This is a genomic window from Georgenia faecalis (assembly GCF_003710105.1).
Taxonomy (GTDB): domain Bacteria; phylum Actinomycetota; class Actinomycetes; order Actinomycetales; family Actinomycetaceae; genus Georgenia_A; species Georgenia_A faecalis.
This window is the reverse complement of record NZ_CP033325.1, coordinates 765861-782628: the sequence shown is the minus strand read 5'-3', so window position 1 is coordinate 782628 and position 16768 is coordinate 765861. Positions and strand designations below refer to the sequence as shown.

14 protein-coding genes are annotated in these 16768 nt (G+C 76.7%); 5 read left to right on the top strand and 9 right to left on the bottom strand.

Going from position 1 to position 16768, the window contains the following annotated elements:
* Window positions 1-57: 57 nt before the first annotated feature.
* The gene (locus EBO36_RS03290) at window positions 58-963 is read left to right on the top strand and encodes a glycine betaine ABC transporter substrate-binding protein (protein WP_122823355.1); all 906 of its coding nucleotides are present in this window, start codon (window positions 58-60) and stop codon (window positions 961-963) included.
* A 124-nt stretch (window positions 964-1087) separates the two neighbouring features.
* Here EBO36_RS03290 and EBO36_RS03285 read toward each other — a convergent pair whose 3' ends face one another.
* Window positions 1088-1780 carry a helix-turn-helix transcriptional regulator gene (locus tag EBO36_RS03285; RefSeq protein ID WP_122823354.1) on the bottom strand — a complete coding sequence of 231 codons (693 nt, stop codon included), beginning with the start codon at window positions 1778-1780 and terminating at the stop codon, window positions 1088-1090.
* 49 nt (window positions 1781-1829) lie between these two features.
* On the opposite strand from EBO36_RS03285, the gene EBO36_RS03280 reads away from it, so the two are divergent.
* Window positions 1830-2567, top strand: a complete 738-nt coding sequence (locus EBO36_RS03280) for an alpha/beta fold hydrolase (RefSeq protein WP_122823353.1) — start codon at window positions 1830-1832, stop codon at window positions 2565-2567.
* 81 nt (window positions 2568-2648) lie between these two features.
* On the opposite strand, the gene EBO36_RS03275 is transcribed toward EBO36_RS03280, so the two are convergent.
* Window positions 2649-2861: a Trm112 family protein gene (locus EBO36_RS03275; RefSeq protein ID WP_122823352.1), complete on the bottom strand. Its 213-nt coding sequence runs from the start codon at window positions 2859-2861 to the stop codon at window positions 2649-2651.
* A gap of 65 nt (window positions 2862-2926) precedes the next feature.
* On the bottom strand, window positions 2927-3334 hold the full coding sequence (locus EBO36_RS03270; RefSeq protein WP_122823351.1) for a DUF3499 domain-containing protein: 408 nt from the start codon (window positions 3332-3334) through the stop codon (window positions 2927-2929).
* Between the two features lie 90 nt (window positions 3335-3424).
* On the opposite strand from EBO36_RS03270, the gene EBO36_RS03265 reads away from it, so the two are divergent.
* The gene (locus tag EBO36_RS03265) at window positions 3425-5470 is read left to right on the top strand and encodes an acyltransferase family protein (protein ID WP_244925351.1); all 2046 of its coding nucleotides are present in this window, start codon (window positions 3425-3427) and stop codon (window positions 5468-5470) included.
* A gap of 37 nt (window positions 5471-5507) precedes the next feature.
* The gene (locus EBO36_RS03260; protein ID WP_122823350.1) at window positions 5508-5966 is read left to right on the top strand and encodes a metallopeptidase family protein; all 459 of its coding nucleotides are present in this window, start codon (window positions 5508-5510) and stop codon (window positions 5964-5966) included.
* A 69-nt stretch (window positions 5967-6035) separates the two neighbouring features.
* Here the strand turns inward: EBO36_RS03260 and EBO36_RS03255 are convergent, their stop codons facing one another.
* Genes EBO36_RS03255 through EBO36_RS03240 form a run of 3 tightly spaced genes read right to left on the bottom strand, consistent with a single transcriptional unit; the run spans window position 6036 to window position 11853 of the window.
* Window positions 6036-7682 carry a DUF5719 family protein gene (locus EBO36_RS03255; RefSeq protein ID WP_127573970.1) on the bottom strand — a complete coding sequence of 549 codons (1647 nt, stop codon included), beginning with the start codon at window positions 7680-7682 and terminating at the stop codon, window positions 6036-6038.
* Complete coding sequence (locus tag EBO36_RS03245) at window positions 7679-11611, bottom strand: glycosyltransferase (protein ID WP_122823347.1); 3933 nt, start codon at window positions 11609-11611, stop codon at window positions 7679-7681. The genes EBO36_RS03255 and EBO36_RS03245 overlap by 4 nt, the downstream gene beginning before the upstream one ends.
* A gap of 8 nt (window positions 11612-11619) precedes the next feature.
* Window positions 11620-11853, bottom strand: a complete 234-nt coding sequence (locus EBO36_RS03240; protein ID WP_187695857.1) for a WhiB family transcriptional regulator — start codon at window positions 11851-11853, stop codon at window positions 11620-11622.
* A gap of 224 nt (window positions 11854-12077) precedes the next feature.
* Between EBO36_RS03240 and EBO36_RS03235 the strand changes: the two genes are divergently transcribed.
* The gene (locus EBO36_RS03235) at window positions 12078-12905 is read left to right on the top strand and encodes a TIGR03089 family protein (RefSeq protein ID WP_122823345.1); all 828 of its coding nucleotides are present in this window, start codon (window positions 12078-12080) and stop codon (window positions 12903-12905) included.
* Window positions 12906-12966: 61 nt separating this feature from the next.
* On the opposite strand, the gene manA is transcribed toward EBO36_RS03235, so the two are convergent.
* From manA to EBO36_RS03220, 3 genes are read right to left on the bottom strand one after another with little or no spacing between them, the layout of a single operon-like run.
* The gene (gene manA / locus EBO36_RS03230) at window positions 12967-14163 is read right to left on the bottom strand and encodes a mannose-6-phosphate isomerase, class I (RefSeq protein WP_122823344.1); all 1197 of its coding nucleotides are present in this window, start codon (window positions 14161-14163) and stop codon (window positions 12967-12969) included.
* Window positions 14164-14209: 46 nt separating this feature from the next.
* Window positions 14210-15106, bottom strand: coding sequence for a glycosyltransferase family 2 protein (locus tag EBO36_RS03225; RefSeq protein ID WP_122823343.1), 897 nt, complete (start codon window positions 15104-15106; stop codon window positions 14210-14212).
* A complete protein-coding gene (locus EBO36_RS03220) occupies window positions 15106-16761 on the bottom strand; it encodes a glycosyltransferase (protein WP_164471319.1) in 1656 nt (551 codons plus the stop codon). Before EBO36_RS03220 ends, EBO36_RS03225 begins: the two co-directional genes overlap by 1 nt.
* Window positions 16762-16768 lie beyond the last annotated feature (7 nt).

The following is a 16768-nucleotide window of genomic DNA, read 5'->3' as shown; positions in this document are numbered from 1 at the left end:
CCCTCCCCCCTCACCCCCACGAGAGCGGATGTCTCGCTCGCGAAAGGAACGATGTCCATGCGCAACCTCCGACGCCGTGGCGGCGTCCTCGCCACCACCACCGCCCTGGCCCTCACCCTCGCCGCCTGCGGGTCCTCCGACGACGGCGGGACGGGCGGCGGGGACGGTCCCGCGAACGCCGAGCCCATCACCATCGGCATCCACTCGGGCTGGGAGGAGGGCATCGCCGTCTCCCACCTGTGGCAGCACATCCTCGAGGAGGAGGGCTACGAGGTGGAGATGGAGACGGCCGACGCCGGCATCGTCTTCACGGGCCTCGCCGAGGGCGACTACGACCTCAACTTCGACACCTGGCTCCCCCTCACCCACGGCGACTTCGTCGCCGAGTACGGCGAGGACATCGCCGAGCTGGGCATGTGGCTCGAGGGCGCCCCGCTGACGGTCGCCGTCAACGAGGACGCCCCCATCGACTCGCTCGCCGAGCTGGCCGAGAACGCGGAGCTCTTCGACAACCGCATCATCGGCATCGAGTCCGGCGCCGGCCTCACCCGGGTGGTCCGCGACGCGGTGATCCCCGCGTACGGCCTGGAGGACATGGAGTTCCTCGTCTCCTCCACGCCGGCGATGCTCGCCGAGCTCGAGGCCGCCACCGACGCCGGCGAGAACGTCGTCGTCACCCTGTGGCGCCCGCACTGGGCGTACGACGCATTCCCGATCAAGGACCTCGAGGACCCCGAGGGTGCGCTCGGCGAGGCCGACGACATCTACACGTACGGCACCGCCGCCTTCGCCAGCGAGTACCCCGACGTGGCGGAGTGGATCGCGAACTTCACGATGGACGCCGACCAGCTGCACGCGCTCGAGAACATCATGTTCAACGAGAACGGCGGCAGCGACAACGAGGGCTCCGTCGAGCAGTGGCTCGAGGAGAACCCCGACTTCGTCGCCACGGTCACCGGCTGACCGCACGCGCGCCGCGACGGCCCCGCTCCCCTCCGGGGGGCGGGGCCGTCGCGTACGTGCGGCAGGGCCTTCCGCGGCCCGGGGCGGGCCAGGCCGCACGCGCGCAACCGGCCGCGCGCGTCGCTCAGCCCAGCGGCCGCGCCGTCGGTGGCGGCTCGCCGATCTCCTCCAGGGGGACCTCGACGGCGGGCTGGGCGGTCCTCCGGGCGTCCTCGATCCGGTCCAGCCGGAACCACCGGACCGCCTGGCGCAGGCGGCAGTGGGCGACGAGGAACCACGCCCCGCCGGTGTGCGCGAGCAGCTGCGGGTCCACCTGGCGCGACGTCACCTCGCCGGCGCCGTCGCGGTACGTGAGGGCGAGGACCTCGCGCGCCTGCAGGGCCGCCTCGACGGCGCCGCGCACCCGGGCGCGGCCGTGGGGCGTGGCCGTCTCGTTGGTCCACACCCGGGCCGCCAGGGCGGTGGCGCGCGCGCGGGCCGGAGGTGGCAGGACGTTGAGGACCTTGGTGAGCGCGGCCCGCCCGTCGGCGTCGAAGGGCTGACCGCGGTGCGCCTCGACGGCGGCCGCGAGCGCCGCGACCTCGGCGGGGGTGAACGTCACCGGCGGGAGCGTCGCGGCCTCGTCGACGACGTAGCCCCCGGTACGTCCCACGCGCGCCCACACGGGGAAGCCGGCCTGCTGCAGGGCCGAGACGTCCCGCTTGACGGTGCGCACGCTGACCTCGAACTCGGCGGCCAGCTGCTCGGCGGTCCGCCCCGCGCGACCGGCGCGGCGCAGCGTCTCGCGGACGGCGTAGAGCCGGTCGGTGCGGTTCACCGGAAAAGGGTGCCATAACGGTGTCACGACCGGCGGTCAGAGTGGTCCCATGAGCCCCCAGACCCCTCCCCCGTCCCCGCCCATCGTCCTCGTCCCCGGCCACTGGCTGGGGGCGTGGGCCTGGGACGCCGTCGCCGCCCGCCTCCGCGCCACCGGGCACACCGTCACGGCGCTGACCCTGCCCGGCCTCGAGGACGCCGTGACGCCACGCGCGGGGATCCGCTACGAGGACCACGTCCGCGCCGTCCTCGACGCCGTGACGGCCCACGACGGCCCGGTCGTCCTCGTCGCCCACAGCGGCGCCGGCGCACCGGTGACGTCGGCGCTCGACGCCGCGCCCGAGCGCGTCGCCCGGGTGGTCTACGTCGACAGCGGCCCCTCCGCCGACGGCGTCGTCCCCGAGCCGGACCTCCGGCAGGACGCCGTCGAGCTCCCCCTGCCGTCCTTCGCCGAGCTCGAGGCCGGCGGGGCCAGCCTCGCCGGGCTCGACGCCGCCGCGCTCGACCGGTTCCGGGAGCGGGCGGTCCCGCACCCCGCGGGGGCGCTGCGGGAGCGCATCGTCCTGCGTGACGACCGCCGCCACGGCGTGCCGGCCACGCTGGTCTGCTGCTCGATCCCGTCCGCGACGGTCCAGGCCCTCGTGGCGTCCGGCGAGCCCATGTTCGCGGCGGTCGCCGCGCTCACCGATGCGCGCTACGTCGACCTGCCGACCGGGCACTGGCCGATGTGGTCCGCGCCGGCCGAGCTGGCCGACGTCCTGGCCGGGGCAGCGGCGGGCGACGCCTGACCGCGGCGGGCGCACGCGGGCGGCGCGGGGGCCTCCCGCGCCGCTCCGGGGGCAGCGGGGGCGCCGGCGGGCCGCCGGGCGTCAGCCCGGGTCGACGACGCGGGCCTCGTCCGCCAGCAGCACCGGGACGCCGTCGCGCACCGGGTACGCCAACGGCTGCTCCGGGTCCGTGGAGACGAGCTCGGGCTCGCCGGTCGGCCCGACGCCGTCGACGAGCGGGGCCCCGGTCACGGGGCAGCGGAGGATGTCCCGTACCCAGGGGTCGATGGTCGTCGGCTCGCTCGATGCGTCCACGGTGCACTCCGTCCTGCCGGCGGCGGTGCGCCGGCAGCTGCCAGCCTAACGATGCCGGGGTGGGGCTACTCGCCCTCGCCGCGCAGCATGCGCAGGTGCCCGCGCCGGGAGACCTCGGGGGGCGCCTCGGGCAGGCGGTGGGTGACGGGCGCGGGAGCCGCCGAGCCCGGCCGTGCCGCGGGGGCCGACGTCGTCGGCCGCGCCTGCGAGGCCTCCCGCACCGCGTCCGCGAGCGCGTCCAGGTCGTCATCACTGGGGCGCGCCGGGACGAAGTCCGAGGCGAGCCGGACGACCTCCCACCCGCGCGGGGCGGTGAGGCGCTCGGCGTGCGTGGCGCACAGGTCGTAGGAGTGCGGCTCGGCCTGCGTGGCGAGGGGACCGAGGACGGCGGTGGAGTCCGCGTAGACGTAGGTGAGCGTCGCCACGGCGGGCTGGGTGCACGACGAGCGCGTGCAGTGGCGGGTCGTTCTCACGGGAGCGACGGTACAACGCGACGTCGACGTCGCCGCGCCAGGCGCGCCGTACCTCCCCTTCTCGTCGACAGCTGTCCCTAGACTCCGGGCGTGATCATCACGACGGAGGCGACGCCCGCCAGCCCGCCGCACGCGCCCGGGGCCGGCCCCGCGCCAGGGTTTCGCCCCGAGCTCGAGGGCCTGCGCGCGCTGGCGGTGCTCATGGTCGTCGTCTACCACGTGTGGTTGGACCGCGTGTCCGGCGGCGTCGACATCTTCCTCATGATCTCGGCGTTCCTCCTCACCCTGTCCTTCGTCCGCCGGGTGGAGTCGGGGCGCCCCCTCGACCTCGGGCGGCACTGGCTGCACCGGTTCAAGCGGCTCCTGCCGGCGGCGGCCGTGACGATCCTCGGCACGCTCGGGGCGACGTGGCTGCTCCTGCCCGCCTCGCGCTGGACGGAGATCATCGACCAGGCCTGGGCCAGCCTGCTCTACGTCCAGAACTGGCTGCTCGCGTCACGGTCCGTCGACTACTACGCCGCCGAGCACGCGACCTCCAGCCCGCTGCAGCACTTCTGGTCGCTGTCCATCCAGGGCCAGGTCTTCCTCCTGTGGCCGCTCGTCCTCGCCGGCGGCGCGTGGCTCGCCTCGCGCTCCGGCCTGCGGTACCGGTCGGTGCTGTGGGTGGCGTTCGGGGCGGTGTTCGCGGGCTCGCTCGCCTTCTCGGTCCATTCCACCGCGACCCACCAGGCGTTCGCCTACTTCGACAGCCGCGCCCGCCTGTGGGAGTTCGCCGTCGGCTCCCTGCTCGCCCTGGCCCTGCCGCACCTGCGCCTGGCCCGGTCGCTGCGGGTCGCGCTCGGCTGGCTCGGGCTGGCCGCGATGCTCGCCTGCGGCCTGCTCGTCCCGGTGGACCGCGCCTTCCCCGGGGCGGTGGCCCTGTGGCCGATCCTCGCGGCGGCGCTGGTCATGGTCGCGGGGCAGACGGGCTCACGGGCGGGCGCCGACCGGGTCCTGTCCTGCGCCCCGCTCGTCCGGGTCGGCCGCCTGTCCTACGCGCTCTACCTCGTCCACTGGCCGATCCTCGTCATCGTCCTCGCCGTCTCCGGCGAGGACCGCCCGGGCTTCCTCGTCGGGCTCGCCATCATCGCCGTGTCCCTCGCGGCGGCCTGGCTCGTCACCCACGGCGTCGAGTCGCCGTTGCGCCGGGCGCGCTGGACGGAGGCCCGCCGCTGGCGGATGGCCCTCGTGGTGGTCGCCTGCCTGGCCGTCGTGGCGGTCCCCCTCGCCGGCGCCCAGGGCGTCCTCCAGGCCCGGGCGGAGGCGCAGCAGCAGGCCACGGCGGCCGATCACCCCGGCGCCACCGCCCTGCGGGAGGGGTACACCGGTGCCCCCGAGGGGCCGGCCATCCCGCTGGCGACCGAGCTGCGCAGCCAGTGGGTCTCCCTCGGCACCCCGTGCGCCGGGGACTACGCCCCGCGCGCCGACGTCCTCGTCGCCGGGTGCGGGCAGACCGCGCCCCTGGCCGACCCCGAGCGGCTCGTCGTCGTCGTCGGCGACTCGCACGCCGAGCAGTGGATGGGGGCCCTCGTCCCGGTCGCCGAGCAGGAGGGGTGGCAGCTCGTCTCCGTCCTGGAGGGAGGGTGCGCCTTCGGCAGCCCGGACGACCCGGCGCAGCCGGAGCACTGCCGGGAGTGGCTCGACGCCGCCCTGGCGTACGTCCTCGACCTCGCCCCCGACGCCGTCTTCACCATGGCCACCGCCGCGGCGCCCGACAGCCCCGACGAGCGGCTCGTCCATGGCTACGCGGCCGTGGCCGCGGCACTCACCGACGCGGGCATCGAGGTCATCGGCGTGCGGGACAACCCGCGGTTCACCTTCGACATGTACGCGTGCGTCGAGGACGCCGGCGCGGAGCAGTGCGCGGTGCCCCTGGACCAGGCGCTCGCGCCGGTCAACCCGGCCGCCGACCTCGGTCTCGACGGCTTCCACGCCATCGACCTCACCGACCGGCTCTGCCCGGAGGGCACCTGCCAACCGGTGATCGGGAACGTCCACGTCTACCTCGACCACAACCACCTCACGGCGGACTACGCGGCCACGATGGCGCCCGACCTGCGCGAGCGGCTCCTCGCGTCGACCGGCTGGCGCCGCTAGCCCGTCGGCCGGACGGCCCGGCGGTACGCTCGGCCCCATGTCCGAGGTCCGGCTCCCCGCCATCCCCCGTCGCCGGGGAGGGCGTCGCCGCGACCGGCACGGCCGAGGACCGCGCGGTCCCCTCATCCCCCCGACGCTGCCCGGCTGGCGCACCCGGGCCGAGGAGTTCGACGACACCGTGCTCGCCGTCGTCCAGCGCCTGGAGAAGCGGTGGGCCGGGGCGCTCGACGCCGTCGAGTTCGCCGTCGAGGACGTCCCGCCCTCGGACCCCAGCCCGTGGGAGCACAGCGCGGTCGCCCTCGGCCGCTATTTCCCAGCGGACAGCGCGGCCGGGCTCACCCACCGGGTGGTGATCTACCGCCGGCCCGTGCAGTCGCGGTGCGCCGACGCGGCGGAGACCCGTGCCCTCGTGCGCGACGTCGTCGTCGAGCAGGTGGCACAGGTGCTCGGCCGGGAGCCCGAGGAGGTCGACCGGGACTACGGCCTGGAGCCGTAGCGCCGTCAGTAACGCCGTAACGCCGCGGTGCGGTGGTGCCGCGGTGCGGTGGTGCCGTGGCGCCGCCGCTCAGTGCAGGACGGGGATGCGGCGACTCAGCGCGACGGTCGTCGCCGCGTGCGGGTCCTCGCTCGCCGGGAGGACGGCGACGAGCTCGCCGTCGGGCGCCTGCGCCGTGAGCACCGCCGCGACGTGGACGGGCGCGCCGGCCTGCAGCTCGACCGCCACCACGCCCTCGCCGAGCTCGGCGGCGTCCTGGGCGAGCGTGGAGCGCGCCGGGACGCTGACGACGACGTCCGCCACCCGCTCGCCGTCGGCGGTCACCGGACGCAGGGTGACGTCCACGGCGGTGTCGGCGGGGTTGGCGACCGTCAGCGTGGCCGCGTCCGCGAGGCCGGGGAGCACGACGAGCCCACTGCTGAGCGGCTCCGTCGCCGGCGCCCAGGCGCGGTCGAGCGGCTCGCCCTCGGCGCCCGCCCGGGTGAGGACGGCGGCGGCGACGAGCGGGGCGTCGCCCCGGACGTCGAGGGTCCACGTCCCTGCGGGCAGGCCCGCGAGCGAGACGTCGACGACGGTGCCGGGGTCGACGGCGAGCGCCTCGGCCCCGGGGACGACCAGCTCGCCGTCGGGCCCCAGGAGCACCACGGACACGGTGGCGAGCGTGTCGCCGGGGTTGACAAGGCGCACCCGGGCGGGGTCCGGGTCCGCCGCGCCGCTCTCGGGGAGCACGACACCGGGGATCCGGACCTCGCGCGCGGGTTCGGCGGAGGGCACGACGGCGGAGACTCCCGCGGGGACGAGGCCCCGCAGCTCGGAGTCCTGGAGGTAGGCGCTCACCTGGCCGCCGTCGGCCTCGACCCGGACGGCGACCCGGGGGTCGGCCCCCGTGACGGCCTCGAGGAGGACGACCTCCTGCGCCTGCGGGGCCACGAGGACGCTGGCGCCCGCGGACGTCTCCAGCGCCCCGGTGCTCCCCCAGGCGCTCACCTGGACCGTGGCGGGGGTCTGCCCGACGTTGGTGAGGACGAGCTGCGCGCTGCTGCCCGTCTCGGTGCTCCCGCCGACGAGCCACGACGTCGTCGCCGGGACGAGGCACGGTGCGGCGAAGAGGCCGCGGAGGTCGCCGGACTCGGTACGCGACGCGCTCGCCCCGCCCACGAACGCCGCCCGGTCACCGGACGGCTCGGCGGTCAGCGTGCGCCACCCGGTGACGCCGTCGGTCCCGGCGAGGCGGGCCTCGTCGGTCCCCTCGAGGGTGAGCTCCTCCTCCTCGCCCGCCAGGGTGCCGGCGGCCGAGTCCGCGTCGGCCCGGTCGAGGGCGAGTGCGTCGACCCGGCTCGCGGTCCCCGCGCCCTCGGGGTCGAACTCGTCGTAGTCGAGGTCCTCGCCGGCGAGCGCCGTGGCGAGCACGGGCGGGCCCGGGCACATCCGCTCGACGGCGCTCGGCGGCACCGCGACCGTTCGCACGTCGAGGACCTCCGCCGGCGCCACCGGCGTCATCTCCCCCGCCACGGCGACCGCCGCGACGGCGCCGAGCAGGGCGAGCCCGGAAGCCGCCGTCCCGACCCGGCGCAGGACCCGGCGCCGGGACGTCGACCGCTCGGCGGGGGCGGGATGCTCGGGGGCGGGGTCGGCGGGGGCGGCGTGCTCGGGGGCGGGGTGCGCGGCGAGCGCATCGCCGGGCGCGTGCTCGGCGGGCGTGCGGTTCTCGGTCATGCGGAGCCCTCCCGGCGCCGGCGGATCGGGAGCGCGAGGAGGAGGGCGAGGCCGAGCACGACGACCTGGGCCACCTGCCACGGCAGCCGCCACGTCGGGTCGTACCGCACGCTCAGCTCGCCCGTGTGGGCGGGCAGCTCGAAGGCCTGGCGCCAGCCGTCGGTCGTGGCCCGCAGCGGGCGGCCGTTGTACGTCGCCTGCCACGCCGGGTCGGCGCGCTCCGCGAGGACAAGGGTGCGCCCCGCCGGCCCCTGGGGGACGCGGGTGGTGACCCCGACGGCACCGGCCGGGACGTCACCGAGGACGTCGTCCTCCGGGCCGATCACGCGCGCGCGGGCCACGCTCGCAGCCGCGGCGGTCCCGTCCCCGGAGCGCGACACGCGCCAGATGACCCCCGAGTCGTTCTCGGTGACCCGCTCGAGGCCGGCCGTGGCGTCGAGCCGGGCCACGAGCGCGTCACGGGCGGGACTGTCCCCGTCGGCGAGCGGGGGCACCAGGACGACGCCGATGCCCAGCGCCCCGAGCCGGGTGCCCGCGTCGTCGGCCGCGCCCACGGCGAGCTGGGCGGCAAGGTCGACGAGCTCGGTGGCGGCGACGTCCGCGCCGGCGACCTCCGTGCGGCCCCACGTCCCCGTGAGGCCGCGTGCGGTGACGCTGCTCGCGGCCTCGGTGAGCTGGGGGCCACGCCCGCGCCACACCTCGACGGCGAGCGCCTCGCCGTCGTCGCTGAGCGCGAGCACGCGCGAGCGCTCCGGGCCGGTCTGCAGCTCCTCGGCCAGGGCCGGGACCGTGGCCGCGGGGCGACCGGCGAGGGCCAGGCCCCCGTCCGAGCGGGCGGCACCGACCCAGGCGACCGCGGTGGCCACGGGCCCGAGGACCATGGCGAGGACGACGACGGCGGCACCGACCTGGCGCCAGCCGAAGGCCCGCGCGGCCAGCCACTGGCGCGCGCCGTCGCCGGCGCCGACGGTGGCCGTGAGCAGCCCGAGGACCACGAGCGAGGTGCCGGCGCCGCCCCAGCCACGAACGAGCTGGGCCACGCCGTCTGCGCCGGAGCCGACGGCGACGTCGGTCCTCGCGCTCACCACCGCGGCGAGGATCCCGACGAGCGCCACGGCCCAGCCGGCGCGCACGACGCGGGCGCGGGGCCCGCCGCGCAGGAGGGCAAGGACGGCGAGCAGGGCGAGGACCGCACCTCCGGTGAGCGGGAGGAGCGAGTCCCAGGGCTCGGGGAGGGCGGGGAGCAAAGGCGCCTGGCCGGGCCACCCGAGGGCGGCGAGCCAGGTCGGCGCACCCTCGTAGCCGTAGGGCGCCCCGGGCTCGGCGAGCAGCACGCGCCAGGACCCGCCGCGGACGTCCTCCAGGGCGACGGTGAGGAGCGGGCCGAGCAGGACGAGCGGGGGCAGGGCCACGAGGGCCAGCCGCCGCCGGCGCCGCGGGACGACGAGGGCGAGCAGGCACAGGGCCACGATCCCCGCGGGCAGCAGCACCGGCGACCCGGCCGCGGCGACGGCGAGGGCCAGCCCGGCCGCGGCCGCGGCGGCGAGCGAGCCCTGCCCCGAGCGCTCGGGGACGGCGGCGACCGCGTCGATCACCGGGGCGTTCGTGGCGCGGCCGCCCACGGCGTCCGCGGTCACGCCGGCCGGTGCGGGGTGCCCCGCGGCGGGCTCCGGGCCGGCCGTCTCCGGGCCGGTGGGCGCCGCGTCGTCCGCCGACTGCTCGTCCGACGCCTCGCGACGCAGCAGGTCCTCAGACGCCGGGCCATCGGCCGCCAGGTCGTCGGGCTTGAGGTCCGCGGCTACCCGGTCCTCGTCGACCAGGCGCTCGGCCACCAGGTCCTCGTCGGCCAGGCCCTCGGCCACCAGGTCCTCGTCGAGCAGGTCCTCGTCGAGCAGGTCGTCGGCCGCGACATCCTCGGCCTCCACGGCGGTCTCCGCCGAGGGCTCGTAACCGGCGTCCTCGCGCTCGGCGAGGGCGACGGCCGTCCGGCCCGTCGCCCGGGCCGTCGCCGCCTCGGCGCGGTGCCCGGCCGCCGTGACGGGGTGCGCGATGCCGCCGTCGTCGGACGCGGCGGGCTCGCCCCATCCGTCGCTCGGTCGTCCGTCGCCGGACGGGGCGCGTGGCGCCGGTCCCTGCGGCCCCGGCCCGTCCGGCCCCAACGGGGCGGCGGGACCGGGAGCGGGCACCGACACCCGTGCCGCCCCGACGAGGCCGGAGACGATGGTGTCGACGCGGTGGACGCCCACCGTGCGGGCCAGGGCGAGGGCCGCCCACGGCAGGGCGAGGTGCGCGACGACGGGCCCGAGCCGCCCGTCGCCCACCCCGAGGAGCAGCGGCGGCGCGAGCGCCCAGACGATCGCCGCCCAGGCCCGCAGCAGGACCGAGCGGGTGGCCGCGCCCGCGGCGAACCACGCGCCGACCCCGGCGAGGGGGACCGCGAGGAGGAGGAGTCCGGCGAGGAGGACGTTGACGCTCCCCCCGAAGGGCGCCAGGGCGACCATGGGCGCGGCGAGGACGAGGAGGAGGGGGTCGGCGGGCCCGGGGTGGCCCGACCCCGCGGCGACCCAGCCGGACGTCGCGGCCGCCCACAGCCCCGCGAGGCCCGTGTCCGCGGGCAGGAGCGCCCCACCGGTGAGCGGCCCCTCGGCGAGCACGGCGGCCAGCGCGACGCCCGTGACGGCGAGCAGGAGCGCGCTCACCGCGGCGAGCGTGGTCCGGCGCCGGCGGGTCAGGGCGGCCCGCTCGGCGATCTCCAGCTCGCTGGGCGCCGTGCGGGTGCTCCGGAGCGCGGCCTCGGCCCGCCGGGCGTCCCGCTTGGCACGGCCGACGTCGCGCCAGGTGGCGTGGAGGGGCCGCAGGTGCCGGGCGTGGAGCTGCCGGGCCCGGCGCGCGCGGCGGCGCGCCCGCAGGACGGCCCGGGGCCGGGCGAGCACCTCGGCGGGCGCGCGCATCTCGGCACCGACGAGGCCGACCTCGGTGGTCGCGACCCGCCACAGCACCCGGAGCGGGGCCAGGACGAGCATCGCGACGACGACGAGCGGGACGAGGAGCGCCGGCGCGGAGACCAGCCAGGAGTAGAGCTGGGCGCGGCGGCGCGCGGCGAAGGACCGACGCGGGTCGGGGACGTCGGCGGCAGCGCCGGCCGCGCCGGCCCGCAGGCCCAGGTACGCCGCGCGGGCGTGGTGGACGACGGCGGTGGGCACGACGACGACGCGGTGACCGGCGAGGCGCGCCCGGCGGGACAGGTCGAGCCCGTCACCGAACGGTCCGAGCGCGGGGTCCGGTCCGCCGAGGGCGTCCCACACCTCCCGGCGCACGAGCGCCCCCGCGGTGCCGACGGCGAGCACGTCCTCGCGCCCGTCGCGCTGGCCCTGGTCGATCTCCCCGTCCTCGATGTCCGGGACCCGGCGTGCCGTGCGGGTGGCCCGGACGCCGACCTCGAGGAGGCGGTCCGGGCGGGCCCAGTCCCGCTGCTTGGCGCCGGCGATGGCGATGGACGGCCCGGACTCACCCGCCCGGAGCAGCTCGGCGAGCGCCGTGGGCGCCGGCGCGGAGTCGTCGTGGAGGAGCCAGAGCCACGGGGCCGAGCTGGGCGCGGGCTCCTCGCGCCGGGCGGCGATCCGCGCAAGGTGCTCGGCGTGGGCGGCGAGGGCGGCGCGGACCGCCGCGCCGAAGCTGGCCGCGCCGGGGGCACGCATGATCCGCACCGACGTGACGTCGTCGAGGCCGGCCCCGCGGACGGCGTCGGCCATGGGGACCCCGGTGCCGACGTCGTGCCCGGGGGCGCTCGTGTCGACGACGAGCACGGTCGCGGGGGCGTGGGTCTGCTCAGCGATCCCGCGCAGCGTCCGGGGGAGGTACGCGGAGACCCCGGCGCTCACCACGACGGCGAGCGTCGGGGGGTAGACCGTACCCGCGGCGGCCGCCATCAAGTCCGTCAGACCGCGCGGCGCCGGAGCTTGCGACGCTCGCGCTCCGAGAGCCCGCCCCAGATGCCGAAGCGCTCGTCGTTGGCGAGGGCGTACTCGAGGCACTCGGACCGCACCTCGCAGGACGCGCACACCCGCTTGGCCTCGCGGGTCGACCCACCCTTCTCGGGGAAGAACGCCTCCGGGTCGGTCTGCGCGCACAGCGCGCGGTCCTGCCAGGACAGCACCGTCTCCTCGAGCAGGTCATCGAGCCGGTAGAGCCCCTGACCTTCGGCTGCGACGCCGGTGGTCAGCGGACCATCGCCGAGAATGTTCCACACGGCTGTTCCCCCATCGTCGGCGTCGCGCGTTGTCTCAGAGTGAATTACACGCGTGTCATCCCGCTGAGTCAAGTCCCTGGGTGCTAATGGAGCCGAACGTCGCGGGGGCCGCTCTGCCCCCCGCCGGACCGCACTACGCTCGAGGCATGAGCGTCGCGACCACCATCCTCAACCGCCTGACCACCGCGGGCAGCGCCCAGCCCTGCCTCACCTGGTACGGAGACGACGACGAGCGGGTCGAGCTGTCCGGCCGCGTCCTCGCCAACTGGGTCACCAAGGCGACCAACCTCCTCGTCGAGGACGCCGACGTCGGCCCCGGATCGCGCGTGGTCCTCGACCTCCCCACGCACTGGCGCACCGTCGTCTGGGCGCTCGCCGCCTGGGCCGCCGGCGCCGAGGTCGTCCTGCCGCCCGAGGAGGAGGCCGACGACGACGACGTCGAGGCGTGGGGCGAGATGGAGGACGAGGACGAGGTTGCGGACGACGAGGGCTTCGTGCCGGACGCCGACGAGGACGAGCCCGACGTCGTCGTCACCGCCCGTCCGGCGCAGGCGCCCACCGCGGGGCTCGTCCTCGTCGTCGCCCTGCCCGCGCTGGCCCGCCACGTCGAGGAGGCCGTCCCCGCCGGGGCGGTGGACGCCGCGGCCGCGATCATGTCGTACGGCGACGTCCTCGGCCCCGTGCGCGAGCCCGACCCCGCGGCCGAGGCGCTGTCCGGCGTGGCGGGGCTCGACGCCGCACCGTCCGTGACCTTCGCCGACCTCGCGGAGTGGGCCGTGCACCAGCTGCCGGCCGCGCACCGGGACGAGGCCGGCGCCCGCGTGCTGTGCGCCCCGGGCAGCGTCGACCAGCTGCTCGGCCACGCCCTGGCCACCTGGCTCGCGGGGGGATCGGTCGTGCTCCTCGGCGAGGACGTCCCGCACGAGCGCTTCGCCCACATCGCCGAGACCGAGCGCGCCACCGTCCGCTGCTGACCCGGGCGGGCTCGCCCGTCCGGTGCTGACCCGGGCGAGCCCGCCGTCCGGTGCTGACCCGCTAGGGCACGTCCGCCTGCACGACGGTCCCCACGCCGGCGACGCGCAGGGGGCCGTCGTCGGCGCGCACGAACGCCGCCTCGCCCCGTCCGAGGGAGAGGACGTCGTCGGCCGTGCTCACCTCCACCGCGCCGTCGAGGCACACGAGGACACGCGGTCCCCGGCCGGGCAGCGGGCGCGGCCCGTCGGCGCAGTCCCCCTCCCCGAGCACGGTCACCGACAGCTCGAAGTCGTCCACCGGCGCGTAGTACACGCGTGTGGCGCCGTGAAACGTCTCCGGCGCCAGCCGGATGGGCGGCGCCGCCACGCAGTCCACGCAGGCGAGCACCTCGTCGACGTCGACGTGCTTGTCCGTGAGCCCGGCGCGCAGGGTGTTGTCCGAGGAGGCCATGACCTCCACCCCGATCCCCGACAGGTAGGCGTGCACGCCGCCGGCCGGGATGAACAGGGCCTCCCCGCGCCGCAGGGTGACGGGGTTGAGCAGGAGCGAGGCCACGACGCCGGGGTCACCCGGGTAGGCGTCGGCCAGCGTGACGACGGTGCGGTCCGCCCGGGGTGAGGGCGACCCGTCCGCCAGGCGGTGGCGGCAGGCCTGCACCACCTCGGCCACGGCCGCCGCGCCCGGCCGGGTGGCGCCGTCGAGCAGCGAGGTGAACGCGGCCCGCATCCCCTCCGCCGTCGGGTCCGCCCGCAGCGTGGCGTGCAGCTCGCGGGCGAGGGGCACGTCGAGGTCGGAGAGGAGCTCCGCGGCGCGCCGGGGCGCCCGGAATCCGCACATCGCCTCGAACGTCGTGAGCGCGTAGACGAGCTCGGGCTTGTGGTTGGGGTCCCGGTAGTTGCGCTCCGGGGCGTCCAGGGGGATGCCGGCGGCGTCCTCCGCTGCGAACCGGGTGCGGGCCCGCTCGAGGTCGGGGTGGACCTGGAGGGAGAGGGGGCGCTCGGGCGCGATGAGCTTGAGGAGGAACGGCAGCGCGGGGCCGAAGCGGGCGTGGACGTCGGCGCCCAGGGTGCCCACGGGGTCGGCGGCGATGAGCGCGCTGAGGTCCCCGCCCGCCGCGAGCGGCGCCGGCCCGCTGCGGTGGCCGCCGAACCACAGCTCCGCGAGCGGCGCGCCGTCGGGGACGGTGCCGACGAGGTCGTGGATCGCGGACGGCGAGCCCCACGGGTAGTCCCGCGGGACGCCGCTCATCCGGAGCATCGTGGTCCTCCTCGCCACCGCGCGGCCACGGCTCCCCCGCGTCGCCTCACCGGACGGTGCGCGCCCGCTTGACCTCCGGCCGGAACACCACGCCGCGGGCGGCCGCCTTGACCAGCCGCAGGACGAGCGGCTTCGGCACCCCCGCGCCGCGCAGCTGCTTGATCATGTTCTCGACCAGCGACGCGGCGATGGTGGGGCTGCGGAACTTGATCGCCGTGGCGATCTGGTTGCGCACGCCGTACTCGAACTTCCACACGTTGCCCTCGTTGACGTCACCGAAGTTGACGCCCCGGTTCTGCGGCAGCAGGTGGTTCACCTTGGAGTCGGGGACGAAGATCCCCGGCCGGAACTTCGACAGCCGCTGGGTGTACTCCGCGTCGTCGTACCAGATGAAGAAGTTCGCCGAGGGCAGCCCGACGGCGTGCACCGCCTCGCGCGTGACGAGGCAGGAGACGAACGAGCACGACTTCATCAGCGTGTACGGGGCGCCCTGGGTGAGCGGACGGGCCCAGTCCCAGGTGGGCTCCGGGGTGTTCATCTCGCACAAGGAGCCGTCCTTCCACAGGACGAGGCTGCACGCGAAGCTCGGCATGGCGCCCAGGCGCGTCTCGGCGTCCTCGAGGTCGCGCACGAGCGGCCCCAGCGCGTCGGCCTGGGGCACGGTGTCGTCGTCCATGAGCCAGATGGCGTCCATGCCCAGGCCGTAGGCGAGCTCGGTGCCCGTGGAGAAGCCGCCGGCGCCGCCGGTGTTCTCCTTCATCCGCCGCACCGTCGTCGGCACGCCCGGCGTGCGGGCGGCGAGGTAGTCGTCGGTGCCGTCGGTCGAGGCGTTGTCGATGATGACGATGTGGTCGACGGGACGCGTCTGGTGCTCGAGCGCCTCCAGGGTCTGCTCGAGCAGTGCCATCCGGTTGTAGGTGACTACGACTGCGGCGACGCGCATCAACGCTCCTTGAGGGTGCGGTAGTAGGTGGTGAGGAAGTCGGCGGCGCCCTCGGCGGCGCGCAGCTCGTCGAGGAGCGAGCGCTGCGCGGCGTAGGCGCGCTCGAGGGCGCCCTCGTCGGCGGCCAGGTGCTTGAGGACCTCGATGGTGCGGCGCAGGAACTGCTGCGGCGGGCGGGGCGCCAGCGCGACGGGCGCGACGACGGTCCGCTGGCTGCCGACGTCGGCCGACACCACGAGTACGCCGTGCTCGTCGGCCTCGAGGGACGTGAGGGTGAGGCCCTCGTTGTCGCTGGTGATGACGAGGACGTCGACGTCGGCGAAGAAGTCGCCCACCGGCCCCCACGCCCGCCGGGTGATGACCCCGTTGAGGCCGCTGCGCGCGATCTGCCCGCTCACCTGCGGCTCGAGGGGTCCGGACCCCTGCATGAGGAACGTGAAGGCGTCGGGCTGGGAGCGGTGCAGCCGGCGGGCCAGCTCGACGAAGAGGAACGGGCGCTTCTGCGGCGCGAGCCGGCCGAGGAAGCCCACCCGCAGGGGGTCGCCGGGCCGGCGGGCCGGGCGCGCACCGGCGGCGGCCCCGGGGTGGGTGCTCCCGCCGGTGAGCGGGCGGTAGGAGACCTTGTCGCGGCTCACGCCGGCGTCGAGCGTGTACAGGTCGCGCAGCTCGGGGCTGATGACGTGGTGGTGGTCGACGAGGTTGGAGTACTCCAGGCTCTGCCGCACGAACCCGCCGGTGCGGTGCTCGACGACGTGCGTGCTGTCGACGACGTGCACCCCGGGGCTGATGTGCCGCAGCTCGGGCAGGAAGGCGTACGCGCGGGCGGAGTGGTGGATGTGGAGGACCTCGACGTCGTGGCGGTCGAGGACCCCGCGCAGGAAGCCGTCCCAGTCCTCGCCCGTGAGGACGTTGGCCGCGAGGTAGACGTACGGGGTGATCTCCAGGGCCCGGGCCACCGCCTTCTGCGGGGCGCTGCGGTCGACGGTGATGACCACCTCGTAGCCGGCGTCGCGCGCGATCTCGGCGGAGGTGAACGCCCACGACTCGGCGCCGGCGGGGGTGAGCCAGTGCATGGCGATCCACGCCGCGGGCCGGCCGCCCAGGTCCGCGGTGCGCGGCCCGGTGACGGCGCCGACCGGCTCGAGGTGGGGGGCCTTGGGGTGCATGGGCGAACGGGTGGCCGCCGGGATGCTGTTGCGGTTCTGCCGCCACGTGTCGAGCAGCAGCGGAGCCCGGTGGTACAGCGCGCTGTACAGCGCGCCGACCCGCCGGCGCAGCGGGTCGGTCGGCGCGATGAAGGTGTACTCCCCGTCCCGGACCAGGAGGTCGGGGTGGGGCATCTGCAGCATGCGCCACACGGCGGGGACGTCGGCCTCGCCCCGCACCGACAGGCGGCCCACGCCGGTGCCCTCGACGAAGGTCTGGCCGGCGACCGCCGGCTGGACGGCCCAGCCCTCGGGCATCGGCTCGCTGCGGTTGGTCCGCAGCACCAGCTCGAGCGGGTGGCCCGGGTGCGCGAGGTCGAGGGCCCGTACCGCCGCGAGCAGCCACTCGGCGCCCACCGCGCGGACGGCGTCCGCGCCGGCGGCGCTCAGCGTGAGCGCCACCTCCCGGCCGCCCAGGCCCTCGCGCACCTCGGTCACGATGTCTTCCACCTGGGGC

Bases quoted from the DNA above. Each gene is read 5' to 3' on its own strand.
- EBO36_RS03290 (WP_122823355.1), top strand. From the start codon at position 58: ATGCGCAACCTCCGACGCCGTGGCGGCGTCCTCGCCACCACCACCGCC.
- EBO36_RS03280 (WP_122823353.1), top strand. From the start codon at position 1,830: ATGAGCCCCCAGACCCCTCCCCCGTCCCCGCCCATCGTCCTCGTCCCC.
- EBO36_RS03260 (WP_122823350.1), top strand. From the start codon at position 5,508: ATGTCCGAGGTCCGGCTCCCCGCCATCCCCCGTCGCCGGGGAGGGCGT.
- EBO36_RS03255 (WP_127573970.1), bottom strand. From the start codon at position 7,682: ATGACCGAGAACCGCACGCCCGCCGAGCACGCGCCCGGCGATGCGCTC.
- EBO36_RS03245 (WP_122823347.1), bottom strand. From the start codon at position 11,611: ATGGCGGCCGCCGCGGGTACGGTCTACCCCCCGACGCTCGCCGTCGTG.
- EBO36_RS03235 (WP_122823345.1), top strand. From the start codon at position 12,078: ATGAGCGTCGCGACCACCATCCTCAACCGCCTGACCACCGCGGGCAGC.
- manA (WP_122823344.1), bottom strand. From the start codon at position 14,163: ATGCTCCGGATGAGCGGCGTCCCGCGGGACTACCCGTGGGGCTCGCCG.
- EBO36_RS03225 (WP_122823343.1), bottom strand. From the start codon at position 15,106: ATGCGCGTCGCCGCAGTCGTAGTCACCTACAACCGGATGGCACTGCTC.